General features: G+C 66.9%; 15 protein-coding genes and 1 pseudogene. 8 read left to right on the top strand and 8 right to left on the bottom strand.

Annotated features, from left to right (window positions below; all coding sequences use genetic code 11):
- Nucleotides 1–66: 66 nt before the first annotated feature.
- Genes BN973_RS15040 through BN973_RS15050 form a run of 3 tightly spaced genes read left to right on the top strand, consistent with a single transcriptional unit; the run spans nucleotide 67 to nucleotide 2,497 of the window.
- On the top strand, nucleotides 67–1,251 hold the full coding sequence (locus BN973_RS15040; protein WP_269147644.1) for an FAD-dependent oxidoreductase: 1,185 nt from the start codon (nucleotides 67–69) through the stop codon (nucleotides 1,249–1,251).
- Nucleotides 1,252–1,307: 56 nt separating this feature from the next.
- Complete coding sequence (locus BN973_RS15045; protein ID WP_036472473.1) at nucleotides 1,308–1,877, top strand: DUF4389 domain-containing protein; 570 nt, start codon at nucleotides 1,308–1,310, stop codon at nucleotides 1,875–1,877.
- Nucleotides 1,878–1,891: 14 nt separating this feature from the next.
- Complete coding sequence (locus tag BN973_RS15050; RefSeq protein WP_036469036.1) at nucleotides 1,892–2,497, top strand: class I SAM-dependent methyltransferase; 606 nt, start codon at nucleotides 1,892–1,894, stop codon at nucleotides 2,495–2,497.
- A gap of 3 nt (nucleotides 2,498–2,500) precedes the next feature.
- Here the strand turns inward: BN973_RS15050 and BN973_RS15055 are convergent, their stop codons facing one another.
- Both BN973_RS15055 and BN973_RS15060 read right to left on the bottom strand, forming a co-directional pair.
- Nucleotides 2,501–5,020 (bottom strand): FtsX-like permease family protein, encoded by a 2,520-nt coding sequence (locus tag BN973_RS15055; RefSeq protein ID WP_084163411.1) that lies wholly within the window; start codon nucleotides 5,018–5,020, stop codon nucleotides 2,501–2,503.
- Nucleotides 5,017–5,715, bottom strand: a complete 699-nt coding sequence (locus BN973_RS15060) for an ABC transporter ATP-binding protein (RefSeq protein WP_036472474.1) — start codon at nucleotides 5,713–5,715, stop codon at nucleotides 5,017–5,019. Before BN973_RS15060 ends, BN973_RS15055 begins: the two co-directional genes overlap by 4 nt.
- Before the next feature lie 307 nt (nucleotides 5,716–6,022).
- Here BN973_RS15060 and BN973_RS15065 point away from each other — a divergent pair, with 307 nt between their 5' ends.
- The 3 genes from BN973_RS15065 (at nucleotide 6,023) to BN973_RS15075 (ending at nucleotide 8,731) form a co-directional block, all read left to right on the top strand.
- Complete coding sequence (locus BN973_RS15065) at nucleotides 6,023–7,426, top strand: WS/DGAT/MGAT family O-acyltransferase (protein WP_036469038.1); 1,404 nt, start codon at nucleotides 6,023–6,025, stop codon at nucleotides 7,424–7,426.
- Between the two features lie 142 nt (nucleotides 7,427–7,568).
- A complete protein-coding gene (locus BN973_RS15070; RefSeq protein WP_036469039.1) occupies nucleotides 7,569–8,354 on the top strand; it encodes a heavy metal-binding domain-containing protein in 786 nt (261 codons plus the stop codon).
- Nucleotides 8,354–8,731, top strand: coding sequence for a DUF5073 family protein (locus BN973_RS15075; protein ID WP_036469040.1), 378 nt, complete (start codon nucleotides 8,354–8,356; stop codon nucleotides 8,729–8,731). Before BN973_RS15070 ends, BN973_RS15075 begins: the two co-directional genes overlap by 1 nt.
- A 216-nt stretch (nucleotides 8,732–8,947) precedes the next feature.
- Here BN973_RS15075 and BN973_RS15080 read toward each other — a convergent pair.
- From BN973_RS15080 to BN973_RS15090, 3 genes and pseudogenes are all read right to left on the bottom strand, one after another.
- Nucleotides 8,948–9,613 (bottom strand): annotated as a pseudogene (locus BN973_RS15080) (cutinase family protein); the annotation flags it as partial.
- A gap of 99 nt (nucleotides 9,614–9,712) precedes the next feature.
- A complete protein-coding gene (locus BN973_RS15085; protein ID WP_036469043.1) occupies nucleotides 9,713–10,186 on the bottom strand; it encodes a hypothetical protein in 474 nt (157 codons plus the stop codon).
- A 31-nt stretch (nucleotides 10,187–10,217) separates the two neighbouring features.
- Complete coding sequence (locus BN973_RS15090; RefSeq protein ID WP_036469044.1) at nucleotides 10,218–10,886, bottom strand: TetR/AcrR family transcriptional regulator; 669 nt, start codon at nucleotides 10,884–10,886, stop codon at nucleotides 10,218–10,220.
- Nucleotides 10,887–11,064: 178 nt separating this feature from the next.
- Here BN973_RS15090 and BN973_RS15095 point away from each other — a divergent pair, with 178 nt between their 5' ends.
- Nucleotides 11,065–12,825: an N-acyl-D-amino-acid deacylase family protein gene (locus BN973_RS15095; RefSeq protein WP_036469046.1), complete on the top strand. Its 1,761-nt coding sequence runs from the start codon at nucleotides 11,065–11,067 to the stop codon at nucleotides 12,823–12,825.
- Here BN973_RS15095 and BN973_RS15100 read toward each other — a convergent pair.
- A complete protein-coding gene (locus tag BN973_RS15100; protein ID WP_036469047.1) occupies nucleotides 12,822–14,495 on the bottom strand; it encodes an acyl-CoA synthetase in 1,674 nt (557 codons plus the stop codon). The two genes, BN973_RS15095 and BN973_RS15100, sit on opposite strands and share 4 nt — an antisense overlap.
- Before the next feature lie 34 nt (nucleotides 14,496–14,529).
- A complete protein-coding gene (locus BN973_RS15105; RefSeq protein ID WP_051641276.1) occupies nucleotides 14,530–15,129 on the bottom strand; it encodes a TetR/AcrR family transcriptional regulator in 600 nt (199 codons plus the stop codon).
- A gap of 191 nt (nucleotides 15,130–15,320) precedes the next feature.
- On the opposite strand from BN973_RS15105, the gene BN973_RS15110 reads away from it, so the two are divergent.
- A complete protein-coding gene (locus BN973_RS15110; protein ID WP_036469048.1) occupies nucleotides 15,321–15,878 on the top strand; it encodes a class I SAM-dependent methyltransferase in 558 nt (185 codons plus the stop codon).
- Here the strand turns inward: BN973_RS15110 and BN973_RS15115 are convergent, their stop codons facing one another.
- Nucleotides 15,879–17,237 carry a DEAD/DEAH box helicase gene (locus BN973_RS15115; RefSeq protein ID WP_036469049.1) on the bottom strand — a complete coding sequence of 453 codons (1,359 nt, stop codon included), beginning with the start codon at nucleotides 17,235–17,237 and terminating at the stop codon, nucleotides 15,879–15,881.
- Between the last annotated feature and the right edge of the window lie 149 nt (nucleotides 17,238–17,386).

Consider the following 17,386-nt stretch of genomic DNA (forward strand, 5'->3'; position numbering starts at 1 on the left):
GCCGGCGGTCATATCAGCCGATTACCATCACAGCGGGGGCGATCGGGCCGACCACTTCGGGTCCTGGTGATCGGCGCGGGAGTGAGCGGCGTTTCGGTTGCCCGCGGATTGCTGCGCGACGGACACGACGTCACGGTCTTCGACCAGCGTGCCGATACGCGGGCGGGTGGCGGCGCCATCACCATCTGGTCCAACGGCGAGACGGTCTTGCGCCAGCTCGGCGTCGACATGGACGGGGCAGGTCAACCGCTGTCCAGCGTCCGGCTGCTGACGTCGAAAGGTCACCGGGTCGCCACGCTGGACGTGGACGCGATGGTGCGCCGACTGGGCGCGGCCGTCCGGATGATTCCACGCCGGGTGCTGCTGGAACGGCTGCTGACGGATTTTCCGGCCGACCGCATCCGCTGCAACGCGCGCGCCGCCCAGGTCATCACGATGCCCGATGGCGTGGCGGTTGGGTTCGAGGACGGCAGCGTAGTCGACGGCGACCTGCTGATCGGTGCCGACGGTCTGCATTCGGTGATCCGGGATGTGGTCGGCGCGCCCGCCGCCGAGCCGACAGGCTGGTGCAGCTGGCAGGGCCTGGTCAGCCTGCCCGAGATCGCAGAAAGGAAGACCGCTTTCCTCGTCATCGGCTCCGCTGGGAACACGGGCCTCTGGCCGGCGGGTGGCGCGAATGCCCAGTGGTGGTTCGACTTGCCGTGGTCCCACGATTTCATTCGGCCACAGCGCCCGATCGAAGCGATCCGGTCGACCTTCGCCGGCTGGTCTGATGCGGTCGATTTGGTGCTCGCGAAACTGACCGACGACGATTTGGCCCAGTCGCCCTACCCACATTTCCGGCATCCGGTACCGGCGCCGCTCAGCGCCGGACCGGTGACCCTGCTGGGCGATGCCGCGCACACGATGCCGCCCACGTTCGCGCAGGGAACGAATCAGGCTCTGCTCGACACCATGGTGTTGTGCAAGGCGATTTCGGGTCTGGACGGCGGCAGCAGCCGGACCGAGCTGTCGCGTGCGCTGCGCTCGTACGAGAAAACCCGGCGACGTCAGGTGAGCGTGGTATCCCGGGTCGCGTCGCTGCAAGTCTCCCATCGCGAATCCGTATTGAGACCCGCGGCGTTGCTGCCGGATCGCGTGCACACCTGGATATTGACCCACTTTGTGCGGATGACCAGCCACCCGCGGATGGCGGCGCAGATCGACCGCGGTCTCGCGGCCGCAAGTCCGATCAGGCGATGCGCACCGTGACCGAACCTCGGGTCGTCGAGATCCATCCAGCGTGTGCGCGGGTCGAAACCGTCCGCGTGCGTGGCGATTTCGATTACCCGTCCCGCTGGTTATGGCTCGTCAAATGGTGTGTGCTGGCGGTGCCGCACTACCCGATCCTGATTCTTCTGTATCTGATGTATCCGATCCTGACGGTCGTGGCCGGTGTCGCGATCCTGTTCACCGGACGCTATCCACGCCCGATCTTCGACTTCAATGTCGGGGTGCTGCGATGGTCGTGGCGAGTCATGAACTACCGGTTTCCGATGAACAGCACCGACAAATATCCACCCTTCACGCTGGCGGCCCGGCCCGACTATCCGGGCGAGCTCGAGGTCGAATACCCCGATCACCTGACGAATTGGGCCGTCCTGGTGAAGACGTGGTTATTGGGGGTCCCGCAGGTATTGCTGTGCTGGGCGATGGAGCCGCTGCTGCAGGTGCTCTGCGTGATCTCAGCGGTGGCGTTGTTGTGCACCGGGACGATCCCGCAGGGCATCTTCGATCTGCTGATGGGCATCGTGCGATGGCGCTATCGGGTGGCGGTGTATGTATCGTTGATGCGTGACGAGTATCCGCCTTTCCGAATGGACCTAGGTAGCCGCTAACGCCCGGTAATCCGTTGTTTCCCTACATATACCGGTTCGGCCAGCCGGTCTTCGATCGCCTCTTCTACAACCGGTATCGCCGAGACGCGATCGCGCATGCGACGGGCCGGCTGCTGATGGTGGGCCTCGGACCGGGTACCGACATGCTGTTCGTCCCGCCCGCGGTCACCTCGATCTCGGCGGTCGAGCCGGTGGCCGCGTTCCGGCAGATGGCGTCTCGTCTCGCGTTACGCAACGGGATCACGGCCGACATCGTCGATGGGACCGGTGAGTCGATACCGTTCGGCGACAACAGTTTCGACTCGGTTCATATCGGGTTGGTGTTGTGCTCGGTTGACGACGTCACCGCGACTCTGGCCGAGATCCGCCGGGTCCTGGTGCCGGGTGGCCGGCTGGTCGTCCTCGAGCACGTGCGCGGCGTGGGTGCGACGGGCCGGTTCCAGGACCTGATCGCCAAGCCATGGTCCTGGTTGGCCGCGGGCTGCAAACCGAACCGGCGAACCGTCGACTCGATTGCGGCCGCCGGATTCGACACCGCGAACCTGCGCAGCATCCCGCGCACCCCGGTGCCGTTTCCGTGCAAACCTCATCTGCAGGGATTTGCCACGCTCACCGAATAGCTCTCACTCGACGCCGATCGCTTCGATGATGTTCAATCGCGCGGCGCGACGGGCCGGCGGCACCGAGCCGAGCAGACTGATGGCCAGCGCGCCGAGGGTGAAGGCCAGCGCCATCCAACTGGGATGGAAGGTGACGTGGAAATTCATCATGTCGCCGCTGACCAGACTGAACAGCCACTGGTCCGCACACCCGAAGGCCAGCCCCAAAACGCCGCCCACAAAACCGATTCCGGCCGCCTCGGCCAACACCATCCGCAGCGTGAACCGGCGGCTGGAGCCCATCGCCCGCAGCACCCCGATTTCGCGGCGCCGCTCCAGCACGGACAACGTCAGGGTGTTGAGCAACGCGACCGCGGCCACCAGTACGACGATGATCCAGACGGCGTTGGCGATGAACATGCTCTGATGCATCGGCGCTTCGAGCCCCGCCAGCTCGGCTCCGCCGTCATAGACATAGTTCGGTGCGGGCACCGCCGCACGGATATCGGTCAGCAGGCGATGGGAATCCACGCCCGGGACCGCAGCGATCTGCAGCGTCGTCGCGACCGGGCGGTCAAACCACTCCCGCATTTGATCCAGGCTCAGACCCAGGGTGCCGATGACGGTGGAGAAATAGGGCACCAGCGCCAGCACCGTCGCCTGCCGCACACCGTGCGGTGTTTGCATGCGGAGCGGGTCGCCAACCCGAACGTGCAGGTTCTTACCCAGATTCTGCGTGAGCACGACCCCGCGACCGGCCAGCACGTCGTCGCGCACCTGTGGGTCGAGCGCGCGGAACAGCGGGTCGGTGGTTCCGGCCGAGAATCCGTCGAGCATCACCCGCGTACCCCCGACCTCGGCGAACCCGTATGCGCCCTCGGTGACATGGGCTACGCCCGGCACGGCAGCCAGCTTGCCGGAAAGTCCTTGCGGCAGCGCATCAGTGGGGTAGGTGTCCGGAGAATTCGCGCTCACCCACACCGGGGTGTCGGTCACCGGTGCGAAAATGCCACGCGCCGAGCGGATCATGTCGTTGTTCGTGCCGGTGATCGTGACGGTGGTGATGACCGCGATGACCACCGTCATCACCGTCGCCCACACCCGCCGCGGAGCGCGCTCGATGGTCGCGGCGGCAAGGGCGCCGACGGTGCCGAATATTCGCGCCGTTGCGGCCGCGGCGTTGACGATGGGCATCGTGAGCGCGAAACCGAGTGCGATCTCCGCGGAGAACACGGCCGACATCGCGATGAACGCCAGCACGCCGCGCTGGGTGATGACGACCGCGATCGACGCAGCGAAAACCACGGCCGCTCCGATGCCGCATACCATCCGCAGCCAGTGCGGTACCCGGTCGGCGGCCGACACTCCGACGGGTGCCAATGCCTCGATGGGTGCGACCTTGTACACCTGGCGGGCGGCCATCGCCGAGGCCACCACGCTGGTGAGCACGGTCGTCACGATGGCGACCGGGATCGCGTAGCTGGGTAGCCAGTATTCGATGCGGGCTTCGAGGCCTTGCGTCATGGCCGGCGGTAACCGGCCAATCGCGATGCGGCCCATCAGGATTCCGATCGCCGACCCGATCGCGCCGCCGATCATCCCAAGGAGCGCCGCTTCGGCCAGCATGTCGCGGACGATGACGGCACGCCGGCCGCCGATCGCACGCAGCAGCGAGATGACGGGCCGGCGCTGGGTGATGGCCATGGTCATCGTGGTGTAGATCAAGAAGGCGCCGACCATCAGCGCCACCATCGCGCCCATCAGGGCCATGTAGTTCATCAGCTTGACACCGTCGCCGGCCCGGGTAGCCCGCATACTCGGGTCGGCGACGATGGCCCGTCCGTTCACCGCTGCGCTGACCGCGGAGCGCACCTGGCCCAGCTCCGCACCGGGTTTGATCGTGACCAGAATCGAGTCGAGCTGACCCTGACGGCCGGTGATGTTCTGTGCCAACGTAAGTGGTGCCAGGACGTAATGTCCGCCGTTGAGGGCCGCAACCTCTTTGCCGGCGAGCACCTCGGTCACCGTGACCGAGCCCGAGCCGAGTTGGAACGTCTGGCCTTTGGCACGACCGACCGCCGGGCCGACGCGAACTCCGTTCGCGGGTCCGGGTGGATTCGCCGCCGACTGTTCCGGCGCACCACTTTTCAACGCGTCTTTGAGCGCGCCGCCCAACGCCGCGAGGCGATCGTCGGCGCCGAACAGCAGCACCGGCCCCGACGAGGTGGACACCGTTGTCCGGATCATGGGCGCGGCGGTAGCCACCCCGGGAACCGCGGCCACGTCGGCGGCGATCGCGTCGGGAAATCCCGCGTCGGTGATCCCGGAAACCTCCAGCGAGGCGATGCCGGCGATGCCGTCGCTGAGCCGATTGACCGATCCGGTGATCGACCCGAAGATTCCGAACACGGCCACCAAATACATTGCGGAGACTGCCATTACCGCAATCGAGGCGACAGTCCGCCGCCGGTGCACGGCAAGCTCGCGCAGGCTGAAGACGCGTAGCCGGCTGGCGGTGGCGCTGATCGCCGAACCCGCTCTCACACCAGGACCGCCGATCGTTCGTTGGAGACGACCCGCCCGTCGGCCAGCATGATCACCCGGTCGGTTGCCTGCGCGGCTTCGGGGTTATGCGTCACCATCACCACCAGCCGGCCGCGTCCGGCTTCGTGCGCGACGTCGCCGAGCAGCGTCAATATCGAAGCGCCGGTGGCGGTGTCGAGGTTTCCGGTGGGTTCGTCGGCCAGGATCAAGGGCGGGTCCATCATCAATGCCCGCGCCACCGCGACGCGCTGCATCTGACCACCGGACAGCTCCGCCGGCCGGTGCTCGGTCCGGTGTCCCAGGCCCACTCGTTCCAGCAGCCGAATCGCATCCGGTTTGGCTCGACCCAGCCGCACGCCGTCGAGCAGCTTGGGGACCGCGACGTTCTCCCAGGCCGACAGCGTCGGTAAGAGGTTGAAGAACTGGAAGATGAAGCCGACGCGATGATGCCGAAACTGCGATTGCTGGTGGTCATTGAGGCGGCCGATCTCGTCGCCGTCGAATTCGATCGACCCGGAATCGGGGGAGTCAAGTGCGCCGAGCAAATGCAGCAGCGTGCTCTTGCCGGCGCCGGACGGCCCGACCATCGAGACGAACTGCCCGCCCTCGAGCCGCAGGCTGATCTCGTCGAGCGCGCGCACGGTTTGTCCACCGATTTGGTATTCGCGCACCACATCACGCAGTTCGATGGTCAGCAATTTGTGCTTGGGACCGGCGCAGGTGTCGATTCGTCTGAACATGACCCTCCTGCGACTCCGCGCGTAATCAGCGCGCGTCTGCCGTTACCCGCACGGCGCCCAAGGCGCTGGTACCCGGTTAACGAGACCGCACCGTGATCGGTTCATCCAGGGTTTCGGCGGGCGAATTTCGATGAATACCGTGGCGGTATGTCATCGAGATTTAACCAAGAGCGTTTGCTCGCGGTGTAGCCGCGCAATTTTCCGCTACCTAAACTCCTAGGGGTTCGGGGGGTTTTGCCAAGTCACTAGTCGGGCAGGCGGCATGGAACGACTGAGCGGGCTGGATGCGTTCTTTCTCTACTTGGAGACGCCGACACAACCACTGAACGTGTGCTGCGTGTTGGAGTTGAACACGTCGACAATGCCGGGCGGCTACAGCTACGGGGCATTTCGCGCGGCGTTAGCGAAGAGCGTTGCGGCCGTGCCGGAATTCCGGATGAAACTGGCCGACAACCAACTGAATCTGGATCACCCGGTGTGGGTGGACGACGAGAAGTTCCAGCTGGAGCGCCACCTGCAGCACGTCGGTGTGCCGTCGCCCGGGGGGCGCCGCGAGCTGGCCGAGATCTGCGGCTACATCGCCGGGCTGCCGCTCGATCGGGATCGGCCGCTGTGGGAGATGTGGGTGCTGCAGGGCGGCGCCAACAGTGACGCGGTCGTGGTGATGCTCAAGGTGCACCACGCCCTGGTCGACGGCGTCGCGGGCGCCAATCTGCTCAATCACCTGTGCAGCCTGCAGCCCGATGCGCCGGCACCGAAGGCCGTCCGCGGCGCGGGCAGCGGTAACCCGTTGCAGATCGCGGTCAGCGGCCTGATGGGGTTTGCCCGCCGTCCGTTGCGGCTGGCGACCGTAGTGCCCGCAACGATGCTGACATTGGCGCAGACGGCGCTGCGGGCGCGCGAGGGCCGCACCATGGCCGCGCCTTTCTCGGCTCCCCCGTCCCCGTTCAACGGCTCCGTCACGCGCTACCGCAACATCGCCTACACCCAGCTGGATATGCGCGACGTCAAGCGCGTCAAGGACCGCTTCGGCGTGACCGTCAACGACGTGGTGGTGGCGCTGTGCGCCGGGGTGTTGCGACGATTCCTGCTCGAGCGCGGCCAGCTGCCGAATAATCCGCTGGTGGCCACGGTGCCGGTCTCGGTACACGGCAAGTCCGACCGTCCCGGGCGCAACCAGACCACCTGGATGTTCTGCCGGGTGGAAAGCCAGATCAGCGATCCGGCCGAGCGCATCCGCGCTGTCGCCGCCGGAAACCGCGCCGCCAAGGAGCACACCGCGGCCCTGGGTCCCACCCTGCTGCACGACTGGACCCAGTTCGGCGGCCCGACGATGTTCGGAGCGGCGATGCGGCTGTTGCCCCGCATTCCGATCAACCGCAGCGCGTTCAACCTGATTCTGTCGAATGTGCCAGGGCCGCCGGACCAGCTGTATTTCCTGGGTTGCCGGGTCGACGCGATGTATCCGCTCGGACCGATCATCGGCGACGCCGGACTCAACATCACCGTGATGTCGCTTCACGGCGAACTCGGCATCGGGCTGATCGGTTGCCCGGACCTGCTGCCCGACCTGTGGGGTATGGCCGACGCATTCCCCGATGCGCTCAAAGAGCTGCTGGAGTGCGACGACACCGCGCCCGACGACAGCTACCCGCTGGATATGTGAGGACGCGAGCGCACCGTCGGCGCCCGGTCGCCGATAGACGGGGCACCGTTGTGTCCGTCGACCCGGCAATGTCGCACGTTATGCGTGTATTCCACGGCACTGCGGCCTACGCTGGCTGCGAACCGCAGGAGGGTCTTTGACAATGGAACCGCAGTCGCTCGATCCCGTGGCCAGCGAACGCCTCTCGCACGCCGGCAAGTTGTGGACGTCTGATCTTTCGATCAACGAATTCGCCCTGCTGCATGGCGCCGGATTCGAGCCGATGGAACTCGTGATGGGGGTTTCGGTCTATCACGTCGGCTACCAGTTCACCGGGATCCGGCAGCAATCGGAGCTGCCGGTGCTGACCGACGCGACCTACCGGGCGCGCTGGAACGCCATGTCGCGGATGCAGGCCGAGGCCGATGCGCTGGGCGCCGACGGGGTGGTCGGTGTCCGGCTCGATTGGCGTCATCAAGGCGAGGGCGAGCATCTGGAATTCATCGCGGTCGGCACCGCCGTGCGCTATGTCGCCAAGCCGGGGGCGTTTCGACGGCCCAACGGGCAGGCGTTCAGCAGCCACCTGTCCGGCCAGGATCTGACCACGCTGCTGCGCTCCGGGTTCGCGCCGGTCGCGTTCGTGATGGGCAACTGCGTGTTTCACATCGCCGTCCAGGGTTTCCTGCGAACCCTCGGCCAGGTGGGCCGCAACGCCGAGATGCCGCAGTGGACCCAGGGCAGCTACCAGGCCCGGGAGCTGGCCATGTCGCGCATGCAGAGCGAGGCCGAGCGAGACGGGGCAAATGGCGTCGTGGGTGTGCACTTCGCCATCTCGAACTACGCCTGGGGCCATCACACCGTCGAGTTCTACGTGGCCGGCACCGCGGTACGCCGCACCAGCGAGCCGCAAACCATCACACCGTCGTTCGTGCTTCCGATGAGCGATTGATGACGACTTACGACCATCAGCGGGCCAGCCGCGCGATCGGGGCGGCCCTGACCGGCCCCGGGGGCGTCGGACAAGTCATCCGGGTGTTTTGCGGCGTTCCCGGCGTCATCCTGACCCCGGCGCGGCGTGGCCTTTTCCGGTCCGCGCCGGAGCGGGTCCAGATCGGGGACTGGCGTTACGAACTCACCGCCGACGGTCGCCTGAGCGCCGGCCATATCGTCAATGACATCGTCTTGGCCGAGGAGGTACTGGCCGCTGGCGCCGTAGGTCCCCATATCGCCCGCGCGCTCGGGCAGTTGGTGGGCCACTACGGGCCGACGATCATTCCCAATATCGACGCGGCGGTCGAGATTCTCGAGGCGACACCCGGGTACTGAATGAACTACGCGGCGAGCCAATGCTTTTCGCGCGAATTCAGTCGCCGTTGCGGCAGGTCACGCCGCCGGTCCCGGGGGCGGTCCGGGACGATGCGATGCCACCGGCGCGGGCGTCGGTGACGGCGAGGCCGAGGGTGCGGTCGAACGCACCGGCGCCGGTGTCGGGCTGTGCGACGGACCCGGCGTCGGAGCGGGAGTCGGGGGAGTCGCCTCGGCAATGCGGTTCGCGCTGAAATCCGCTGCCTGATCGATCATCCCGATCTGCTGGTATTGCCGATGCGCGGCGAAGTCGCCCGAGCCCGAACAGATCGGGTCGTTGGGAGCGCACAACTCGATCGTCTTGGCCGCATACAGCGGGCCGACGGTGACCGGCGGCTGATTGATGAAGTTCATGAACTGGGTCGACGGTTTCCCGAACAGTGCGACCGCGGCGACGTGGTTGGCAACCTCGGCGGGCATGGGCTGTAGGCTCTGTCCGAGGCTCGTCCCGTCGGGCACTCGATTGGCGGTGACGAAGCCCATCACGGCCGCTCCCTGGGAGTAACCGCCAAGCACCATCAGGGTTTTGGGGCAGCTCGTCGCCATCTGTTCAACGTGTGCACCCGCGTCGGCAATACCGTCGACGGCTCGGGGAAAGTCCATGGATGCCGGATAGCTCACCGGGTACACCCCGACAGACTTTGCGCCGACGTGTGCGCGCACCGAGTCGACGAAATTCTCACCGACTTCGCCCAAGCCGGGCGCCTCGTCGGTGCCTCGAGCGAATACGACCTCCACGTCGGGGCAGGGCTCGGCGGACACGGTGGGGGTAGGGGCGATCAGCACCGCCCACGTGGACGTTGTAGCGGCACAAAGTACAACCGGGAGGGCGTACGCCTTCACGCGTGGGATTTTGTCACATTTTCACCACGAGCGCCTGTTATGCAATTTCGTGTCGTGTCGCAACCGCCGGAAGATGGTGGCTACGGCCCTGTGGCGCAACTACTTTGGCGGATCTTGCTCGCCGGCGCGGTGCCGATGCAGAAACGCACTGCCCGCACGCAGGGCGCCGCGGAACGCGTAGGCGGCCGCGACCACGCACAGCAGGATCAGCAGGATGAACATCGGCAACCAGTTGCCCCGGCTGTGGTCGACGCCCCACCAGACGATCGTGAAGAGCACCGCGCAGAGCGCCACCACCACATCGCGCCAGTTGCCCTGGTACGACATCGCGGCTCGACGCAGTGCGCGGCTCCGGTTCGCGGCGTCGACGAGGTCGTCGATGCGGGCATCGATCGAGCGGCGCAGCGCGTCGCGTCTCTCGGTGGCCTCTGCGGGGAGCCGCTCCAGCAGGTCCATGTCCTGCTGGATCAATTGCCGATAGTCGGGCCCCCGGAATTGCACGGCCGCAATCGCCAGCAAGACACCACCGAAGGCGGGCGCGCTGTCCAGCGCGAGCTGTCCGAGTCCGACCATGTCCAATCCTCCTTCGGCAGCTGACCAAGGATCAGGAAGCCGCCGACGACCGACGGCGGGTCCGGGGCTCGGGAGCTCGCAGCGGGTCGAGCGCCTGCGCAATTTGCGGGTAGGCGATCGCCGGTCCGATCCAGCGGATCAGGTAGCGCCGTAGGTCCGAGCCGCTGCGCGGGGGCCGTCCCGGGTCGGCCAGGAACGAGTGCAGCAGGCGAAGGGTGAATTCGTTCAACTCGTCCAGGCCCGCATCGTCGAAACCGTGTTTCTCCCAATCGATATCGAAGCGGTGCAGCATCGATCGCCCGAATGCCAGCGCCGTGTCCGACACGATGGAGATCGTTTGACCGCCGCGGTTCCGTCGATTCAGCACCAATTCGAGCTGGTTGTCGGCGGCCAGCTGTTCCACGGCGAACGCGAAACTCTCGGTCACCGCCAGCACGGGATCGGTGATGCCTTTGAGGTGGGCCGCCAGATGATCGAGGAAGCCGTCGGCCGAGCGCATCGCGCTTGCCACCAGCAGGGCCTGGGTTCCCGGGAAATACCGGTACACGGTCTGCCGGGTCACGCCCAGGGCGCGGGCGACGTCGGCGATCCGCATGGCCGAGCCGCGCTCGTCGATGATCCTGTCCGCCGCATCCAGGATCCGCTCGATCGCCTCCTCGTCGGAGGCCGGCGTGTTCCCTGCCCAACCGTGGCTGCGCATGGTCAGCGGACGGCGGTCGCGTCGTCGGTCATCATCACGGCTAGATCATATCGTCGCAGCTAGATGAATCGTGGCCGATGCGCGTCGCAGGCCGGATCGGCGTCTGCCGCGCGATCAACCGCTGACGAGACACAATCCGGCGTGTGTATGATCACTGCAACTCAGGAGGCCTCCCACCATGCAGTACGACACCGTGATCATGAACGGGCGCTGGTTCGACGGGACCGGCGCGCCATCGGCTGTGCGCAACCTCGGGCTGCGCGACGGCCGCGTCGCCACCATCACCGACGGCCCGCTGGACACCACGGGCGCCGATGTCATCGACGCGACGGGGCAATGGGTGATCCCCGGCATCATCGACATCCACACCCACTATGACATCGAAACACTGTGTGAGCCCGCGCTTTCCGAGTCACTGCGGCATGGCGTGACCACGGTGATGCTGGGCTCTTGCTCGCTGTCGACGGTGTACCTGGACAACGTCGACGCCGGCGACATCTTCGGCCGCGTCGAGGCTATTCCGCGCCGCTATGTCATCGAGCAGCTCGACGAGGCCCGGTGTTGGAACAACCCCAAGGAATATGTGGCCGCCCTCGAGGAGCTGAACCTGGGCCCCAACATCGCGGCGTTCATCGGACACTCCGACATGCGGGCCGCGACGATGGGGCTCGACCGGTCGACCCGCAAGGACATCCGCCCGTCGCCCGCGGAACTGGCGCGGATGGAGTCGATGCTGACCGAGGCGCTCGACGAGGGATTCGTCGGGATGTCCTCGCAGCAGTTGCTCTTCGACAAACTCGACGGCGAGGTCTGCCGGTCGCGCACGCTGCCGTCGACGTATGCCACGTCGCGCGAATTGCGCCGGCTGAACGCTATTCTGCGGCGGCGCAATAAGATTCTGCAGTCGGGTCCCGACATCAAGAACCCGCTGTCGATCCTGTCTCAGCTGGCCGCCTCGCTCGGGGTGGGGCGCCGACGCCTCAAGACGAGTCTGCTGTCGGCCGCCGATGTGAAGGCCCTCCCGCCGGTCATCTATCTGATGGAGGCGCTCGCGCGCGTCGTCAACCGGTTAGGCGGGGACTTCCGGTGGCAGCATCTGCCGGTGCCGTTCGAGGTGTATGCCGACGGGATTTCGCTGGTGATCTTCGAAGAGTTCGGCTCCGGCGCCGCGGCGCTGCATCTGCAGAACGAGCTTGCCCGCAACGAGCTGATGCGCGACGAGGAATATCGGCGCCAGTTCCGCAAGGACTACGACCAGAAATACGGGCCGCGGGTATGGCACCGTGACTTCTTCGACGCCGACATCGTGGCCTGCCCGGACGAATCGGTCGTCGGCAAGTCCTTCGGGCAGGTCGGCCTGGATCGCGGCGGCCTGCACCCGGTCGACGCGTTCCTGGATCTGGTGCTCGAGCACGGCGAGGCACTGCGCTGGCGCACCACGATCTCCAACCACCGGCCCGAGGTGCTCAAGAAGCTGGCGCAAAGCGGATGCGTCCAGATGGGTTTCTCCGATGCGGGCGCGCACCTGCGCAACATGGCGTTCTACAACTCCGGTCTGCGGCTGCTGCGCCACGTCCACGACGCCGAGAAGCGGGGCGCCCCGTTCCTGTCGATCGAGCGGGCGGTGCACCGGCTCACCGGGGAGCTGGGAGCCTGGTACGAGATCGACGCGGGCACCCTGCGGGTGGGCGATCGCGCCGACATCGTCGTGATCGACCCCGACAAGCTCGACGAGTCGCTCGACGCCTACGCCGAGCACCCGGTCGAGTCTTACGGCGGGCTGTCGCGCATGGTGAACCGCAACGACGACACCGTGACCAGTGTGCTGGTGTCCGGACAGCTCGTGTTCGGTGCGGGCCAGCCGTCACCGGTGCTCGGCAAGCAGCGGTTCGGCCAATTCCTGCGCGCCGGCGAGCCGAAGCCTACACCGGCGGTCTAGCCGGATCCCGTTGCGGTGGACAGGCTTTCGGCGGCAACCTGCTTGGCCCACCGGTAGTCGGCCTTGCCGGCCGGCGAGCGCTGGACTTTGGCCGTGCGGATGATGGCCTTGGGCAGTTTGTATCGGGCGATGTGTTGCCGGCACGTCTGCAGCAGTTCCTCGTCGGAGGGGTCCTTGCCCTCGACGAGTTGAACAATCGCGACGACCTCGTTGCCCCAGCGCTCCGATGGCCGGCCGGTGACGACGACGTCGTAGATGCCGGGGTGCTCGGCCATCGCGGCCTCCACCTCTTCGGCGAAGATCTTCTCGCCGCCGGAGTTGATCGTGACGGCGTCGCGCCCGAGCAGCTCGATGCGTCCGTCGGTGAGGAAGCGGGCCCGGTCGCCGGGAATGGACCAGCGTACGCCGTCGACGATGGGGAAGGTGCGCGCCGTCTTGTCCGCGTCGCCGAGGTAGCCGAGCGGGATCGTGTTGCGCCGCGCCAGCCAGCCCTCGCCACCTCCGGGGCCCAGCTCTCGGCTGAAATCTGCTGCCACGACGCTGGTTTCGGAGCCCGGGGTGAAGGTGGCCACCGCGGTGGGCTCCGACTGCGTCGGCGTGGCGCTCATCTGCAGACCGGTTTCCGAGGCCCCGGCGGAATCGATCACCAGCAGGTTCGGCAACGCGGTGAGAAAGCGCTTGCGCACACTGGGGGTCAGCGCCGCGCCACCATTGCTGATGTTGATCAGCCCCGACAGGTCGTAGTCACCGCGTTCGATCTCGTCGATCAGCGGGCGGGCGATCGCGTCGCCGACGACCGGGATGCTCATCACCCGTTCGCGTTCGACCAGTCGCAGAATTTCGTCGGCGCGAATGCTGTGCACGTCGTCGGGGAAGGTGACCCAGCCGCCCATCGTCATGATCTGGAACGCGCCCCATTGCGCGGCGCCGTGCATCAGCGGTGGGATCAGCAGCACCGACGCGAACCCGGGCGCCGCCGACGCGCGCTCGGCCAGCTCTTCGTAGGACTTCATCGCCTCATCGGAGCCGAAAGGGCGCCCGCCCATTGAGGATACGAACACGTCGTGCTGCCGCCACAGCACACCCTTGGGCATTCCGGTGGTGCCGCCGGTGTAGAGCATGTACAGGTCGTCCCCGCTGGGAGTGGGCATTCCACCGGGCGGCGGCGGGGTCGCGAGGATCGATTCGTAGTCCACCGCCCCGGGTAGCAGCGGCTGACCGGAGTCGTCTGCCACCTGAATCAGGAACTGCAGGTGCGGGAGTTGATCGCGGATCGCCGCGACGCGGGGCGCGAACTCTGCGTTGTAGACCAGGGCCCGTGCTTGCGCATTGGCGAGCAGATAGACCAGCTCGGCGTCGACGTAGCGGTAGTTCACGTTGAACGGTGCGATGCGCGATCGGTAGGCGCCGACCATCGCCTCCAGATAGTGGTTACCGTTGCGCAGGTACAACCCGACGTGATCCTGGCCGGATTCATGGCCCTGCAATCGATCCCGTTCGGTGTGACAGCCCATTCCCAGCGATGCCAAGTAGTGGGCGACGCCGTCTACCCGCGCGTCCATCTCGGCGTAGGTCCATTGGCGGCCGCGCCAATACAGCACGCGTTGCTCGGGAAGTGCTTGTGCCAGAGTCGAAAACACCGTCGACAGGCTGAATCCGCTATCACCCATCGCTCTCCTCGAATTCCGTTGTGCGGTCGGCCGATCAGGCAACCGAGGCTCCCAGGATCAGGTTGACCGCTTCGTCGAGTTGCCCGGCGATCTCCTCGTAGCTGACGAACCGCGCCGTCATCAGCGCGCCGGCGAAGGTCATCTGCAGGGTCGATTTCACCGCGCGCGGCCACCCCGGGCCCAACGCGGCGGCGATCCGCTTGGCCACTTCTTCGCCGATCTGCTCGCGCAGCGGCTGCACCGCCGGATCGTCGGCCATCAACGCGGTTCCGCAGGCGGCGCTGAGCTCGGGTTCGTCGGCCACGGCCACCGCCATGTCCCGCAGCGTCGCGCTGACCCGGGTCTTGGTGGTGTCGTTGACATCGGTGTGCAGCGGCAGCGCGCGCAGGAAACGCAGATAGACCGCGGCCACCAGCGCGCTCTTCGACGGAAAGTAGGTGTAGGCGCTGGCCGGCGAGACCCCGGCGCGGGCGGCGACGGCACGCATCGTCAGGTTGGCGAACGACGATTCGCGAAGTTCCGCCAGGCCGGCGTCGAGGACCTTGCGGATCGTTTGGCCGGGCCGGCGATCCGAGCGGCGGGCTCCGGTAACACCGTCTATCGACCCGGCCGCAGCTGCCACTTCTCTAGACACCCGTCCAGTGTAGGAAACCGGATGCTTGCGGCCAACAACACCGTCCCTTAGCGGTCAAACGGTCCGGTGCAGCAGCGACGGTGTCTCGACTGCCGCGCCCGACCGCGGGGCGGTTCGTGCCAAATACAGACAACTGTCCAGAACTTTCGGGGGTGCGTGCCTCGGCCCGCGCGAGTCGTAAGGTGACGGCTGTGACCCGGGAGGACCAGCGCCGTTGGGACGAGCGGTACACCGGCCAGGGGCCGGCGTCCGGCGGCGCCGTCGGTCCCCCCGGCGCCTTCGCCGCCTATGCGGACATTTTCCCGACCACCGGCCGGGCTCTCGACGTCGCCTGTGGCCGGGGCTTCGCGGCGGTCTGGTTGGCCCGGCGAGGCCTGGAAGTCGTCGGATTGGACATCTCCGCGGTGGCGATCGGGCAAGCGCGCGAACTGGCCCGGCACAGCGGAGTCGACGAGCGGTGCCGTTTCGAGGTCGTGGATCTCGACGACGGCCTACCGCCCGGACCGCCGGTGGACGTCATCGTCTGCCACAAGTTCCGCGATCGACGCCTCGACCAGGCCTTCATCGACCGCCTGGCATCGGGCGGACTGCTGGCCACGGTGGCGCTGAGCGAAGTCGGGGCCGAACCGGGACCGTTTCGCGCCGCGCCCGGGGAGCTCGCGGCGGCGTTCGGCGAACTGGACGTCATTGCCGCCGGCGAAGGCCAGGGCCGAGCGTGGCTGCTGGCCCGGGCCGCAGGCCCCGTATAGCTACCCTTGGGCCCGGCTCGAGCGACGGCGTTGATCGTTGCGCCGCGCGGCAGTAACGGTTCGCGCCGACTCGCTGTGGGCGGCATTGACCTTCGGTGACCGGGTGCCGCTGCGGCGACGTATCCCGCCGGCCGTCGGCCGCTGCTGCTGATGCGACCGGGTGCGGAGGTTGGCCGGTGGCGGGGCCTGGTAGGGCGCGACTTCGCCGACGAGCGTCTGCACGGCTTGCGATGTCGCGGTCACCTGCTGAGGCGCGACCTTGATGCCGGCCCGGCGCATCAGCCCCTGGGTGTGCTGGCGCTGTTCGGGCAGGACCACGGTGACGACGTCACCGGCGCTTCCCGCCCGCGCCGTGCGCCCCGACCGGTGCAGGTAGGACTTGTGCTCCATCGGCGGATCGATGTGCACGACGAGTTCGACGTCGTCGACGTGCACGCCGCGCGCGGCGATGTCGGTGGCCACCAGTACCCGGGCCCCGCCCGAGGCGAACATCGCCAGGTTGCGCTCACGCGCGGGCTGAGACAGGTTCCCGTGCAAGTCGACTGACGGTACTCCCGATTCGGTGAGCTGCTTGGCGAGCCTGCGGGCTTGATGTTTGGTGCGCAGGAACAGAATCCGGCGACCGGTGCCCGAAGCGAGCCGGTGCACGACTTCCTTTTTGGCCTCCGCATCGGCGACGTGGAACACGTGGTGCGTCATCTCCGATACCGGCGAGTCGGCCCCATCGACGGAGTGCGACACCTCGTCGCGCAGGAACCGCTTGACGAGCGTGTCGACGCCGTTGTCCAGGGTCGCCGAAAACAGCAGCCGCTGACCACCATTCGGCGTCGCGGCCAGGATCCGGGTGACGCCGGGCAGAAAGCCGAGATCGGCCATGTGATCGGCTTCGTCGATCACGGTGATCTCGACCGCTTCGAGGCTGATCAGCCGCTGCTTCATCAGGTCCTCGAGCCGGCCCGGGCAGGCCACCACGATGTCGACACCGGCCTTGAGGGCGGCTGCCTGACGGTTTTGCGAGACGCCGCCGAAGATCGTGGTGACGCGCAGCTCACAGGCCGCTGCCAGCGGCTCCAGCGTCGCGGTGATCTGGCTCGCCAGCTCACGGGTCGGTGCAAGCACCAAACCCGATGGCCGCAAGGGGCGCCGTTTCCCCTCGCAGAGCCGGCTGACCAGCGGGATCGAGAAGGCAAGCGTCTTACCGCTGCCGGTCTTGCCACGGCCCAGCACGTCCCGGCCGGCGAGGGTATCGGGAAGGGTTTCGACCTGGATCGGAAAGGGGTGTTGGATGCCGCGCTGCGCGAGCGCGCTGACGAGTGTTTTGCGCACGCCGAGATCGGCAAAGGTTTTGTCGGTGTTCACTTTTCGGTGCCTTTCAGGCATCGGTGGTGCCGGGCTGGCGACGGATGAGTCGCGGGGTCCAGGCACTAGGTGGCGAGATTGCCGGTCGGCAATATCGATCGCCGCGAGACAAGCTGGTGCGGGATGCACGGATCATCTGGATTCGGTGT

The sequence above is a fragment of the Mycobacterium triplex genome, from assembly GCF_000689255.1.
Classification (GTDB): Bacteria; Actinomycetota; Actinomycetes; order Mycobacteriales; family Mycobacteriaceae; genus Mycobacterium; species Mycobacterium triplex.

Coding starts and splice junctions, on each gene's coding strand:
- BN973_RS15065 (WP_036469038.1), top strand. CDS start 6,023: ATGGAACGACTGAGCGGGCTGGATGCGTTCTTTCTCTACTTGGAGACG.
- BN973_RS15070 (WP_036469039.1), top strand. CDS start 7,569: ATGGAACCGCAGTCGCTCGATCCCGTGGCCAGCGAACGCCTCTCGCAC.
- BN973_RS15075 (WP_036469040.1), top strand. CDS start 8,354: ATGACGACTTACGACCATCAGCGGGCCAGCCGCGCGATCGGGGCGGCC.
- BN973_RS15085 (WP_036469043.1), bottom strand. CDS start 10,186: ATGGTCGGACTCGGACAGCTCGCGCTGGACAGCGCGCCCGCCTTCGGT.
- BN973_RS15090 (WP_036469044.1), bottom strand. CDS start 10,886: ATGCGCAGCCACGGTTGGGCAGGGAACACGCCGGCCTCCGACGAGGAG.
- BN973_RS15095 (WP_036469046.1), top strand. CDS start 11,065: ATGCAGTACGACACCGTGATCATGAACGGGCGCTGGTTCGACGGGACC.
- BN973_RS15100 (WP_036469047.1), bottom strand. CDS start 14,495: ATGGGTGATAGCGGATTCAGCCTGTCGACGGTGTTTTCGACTCTGGCA.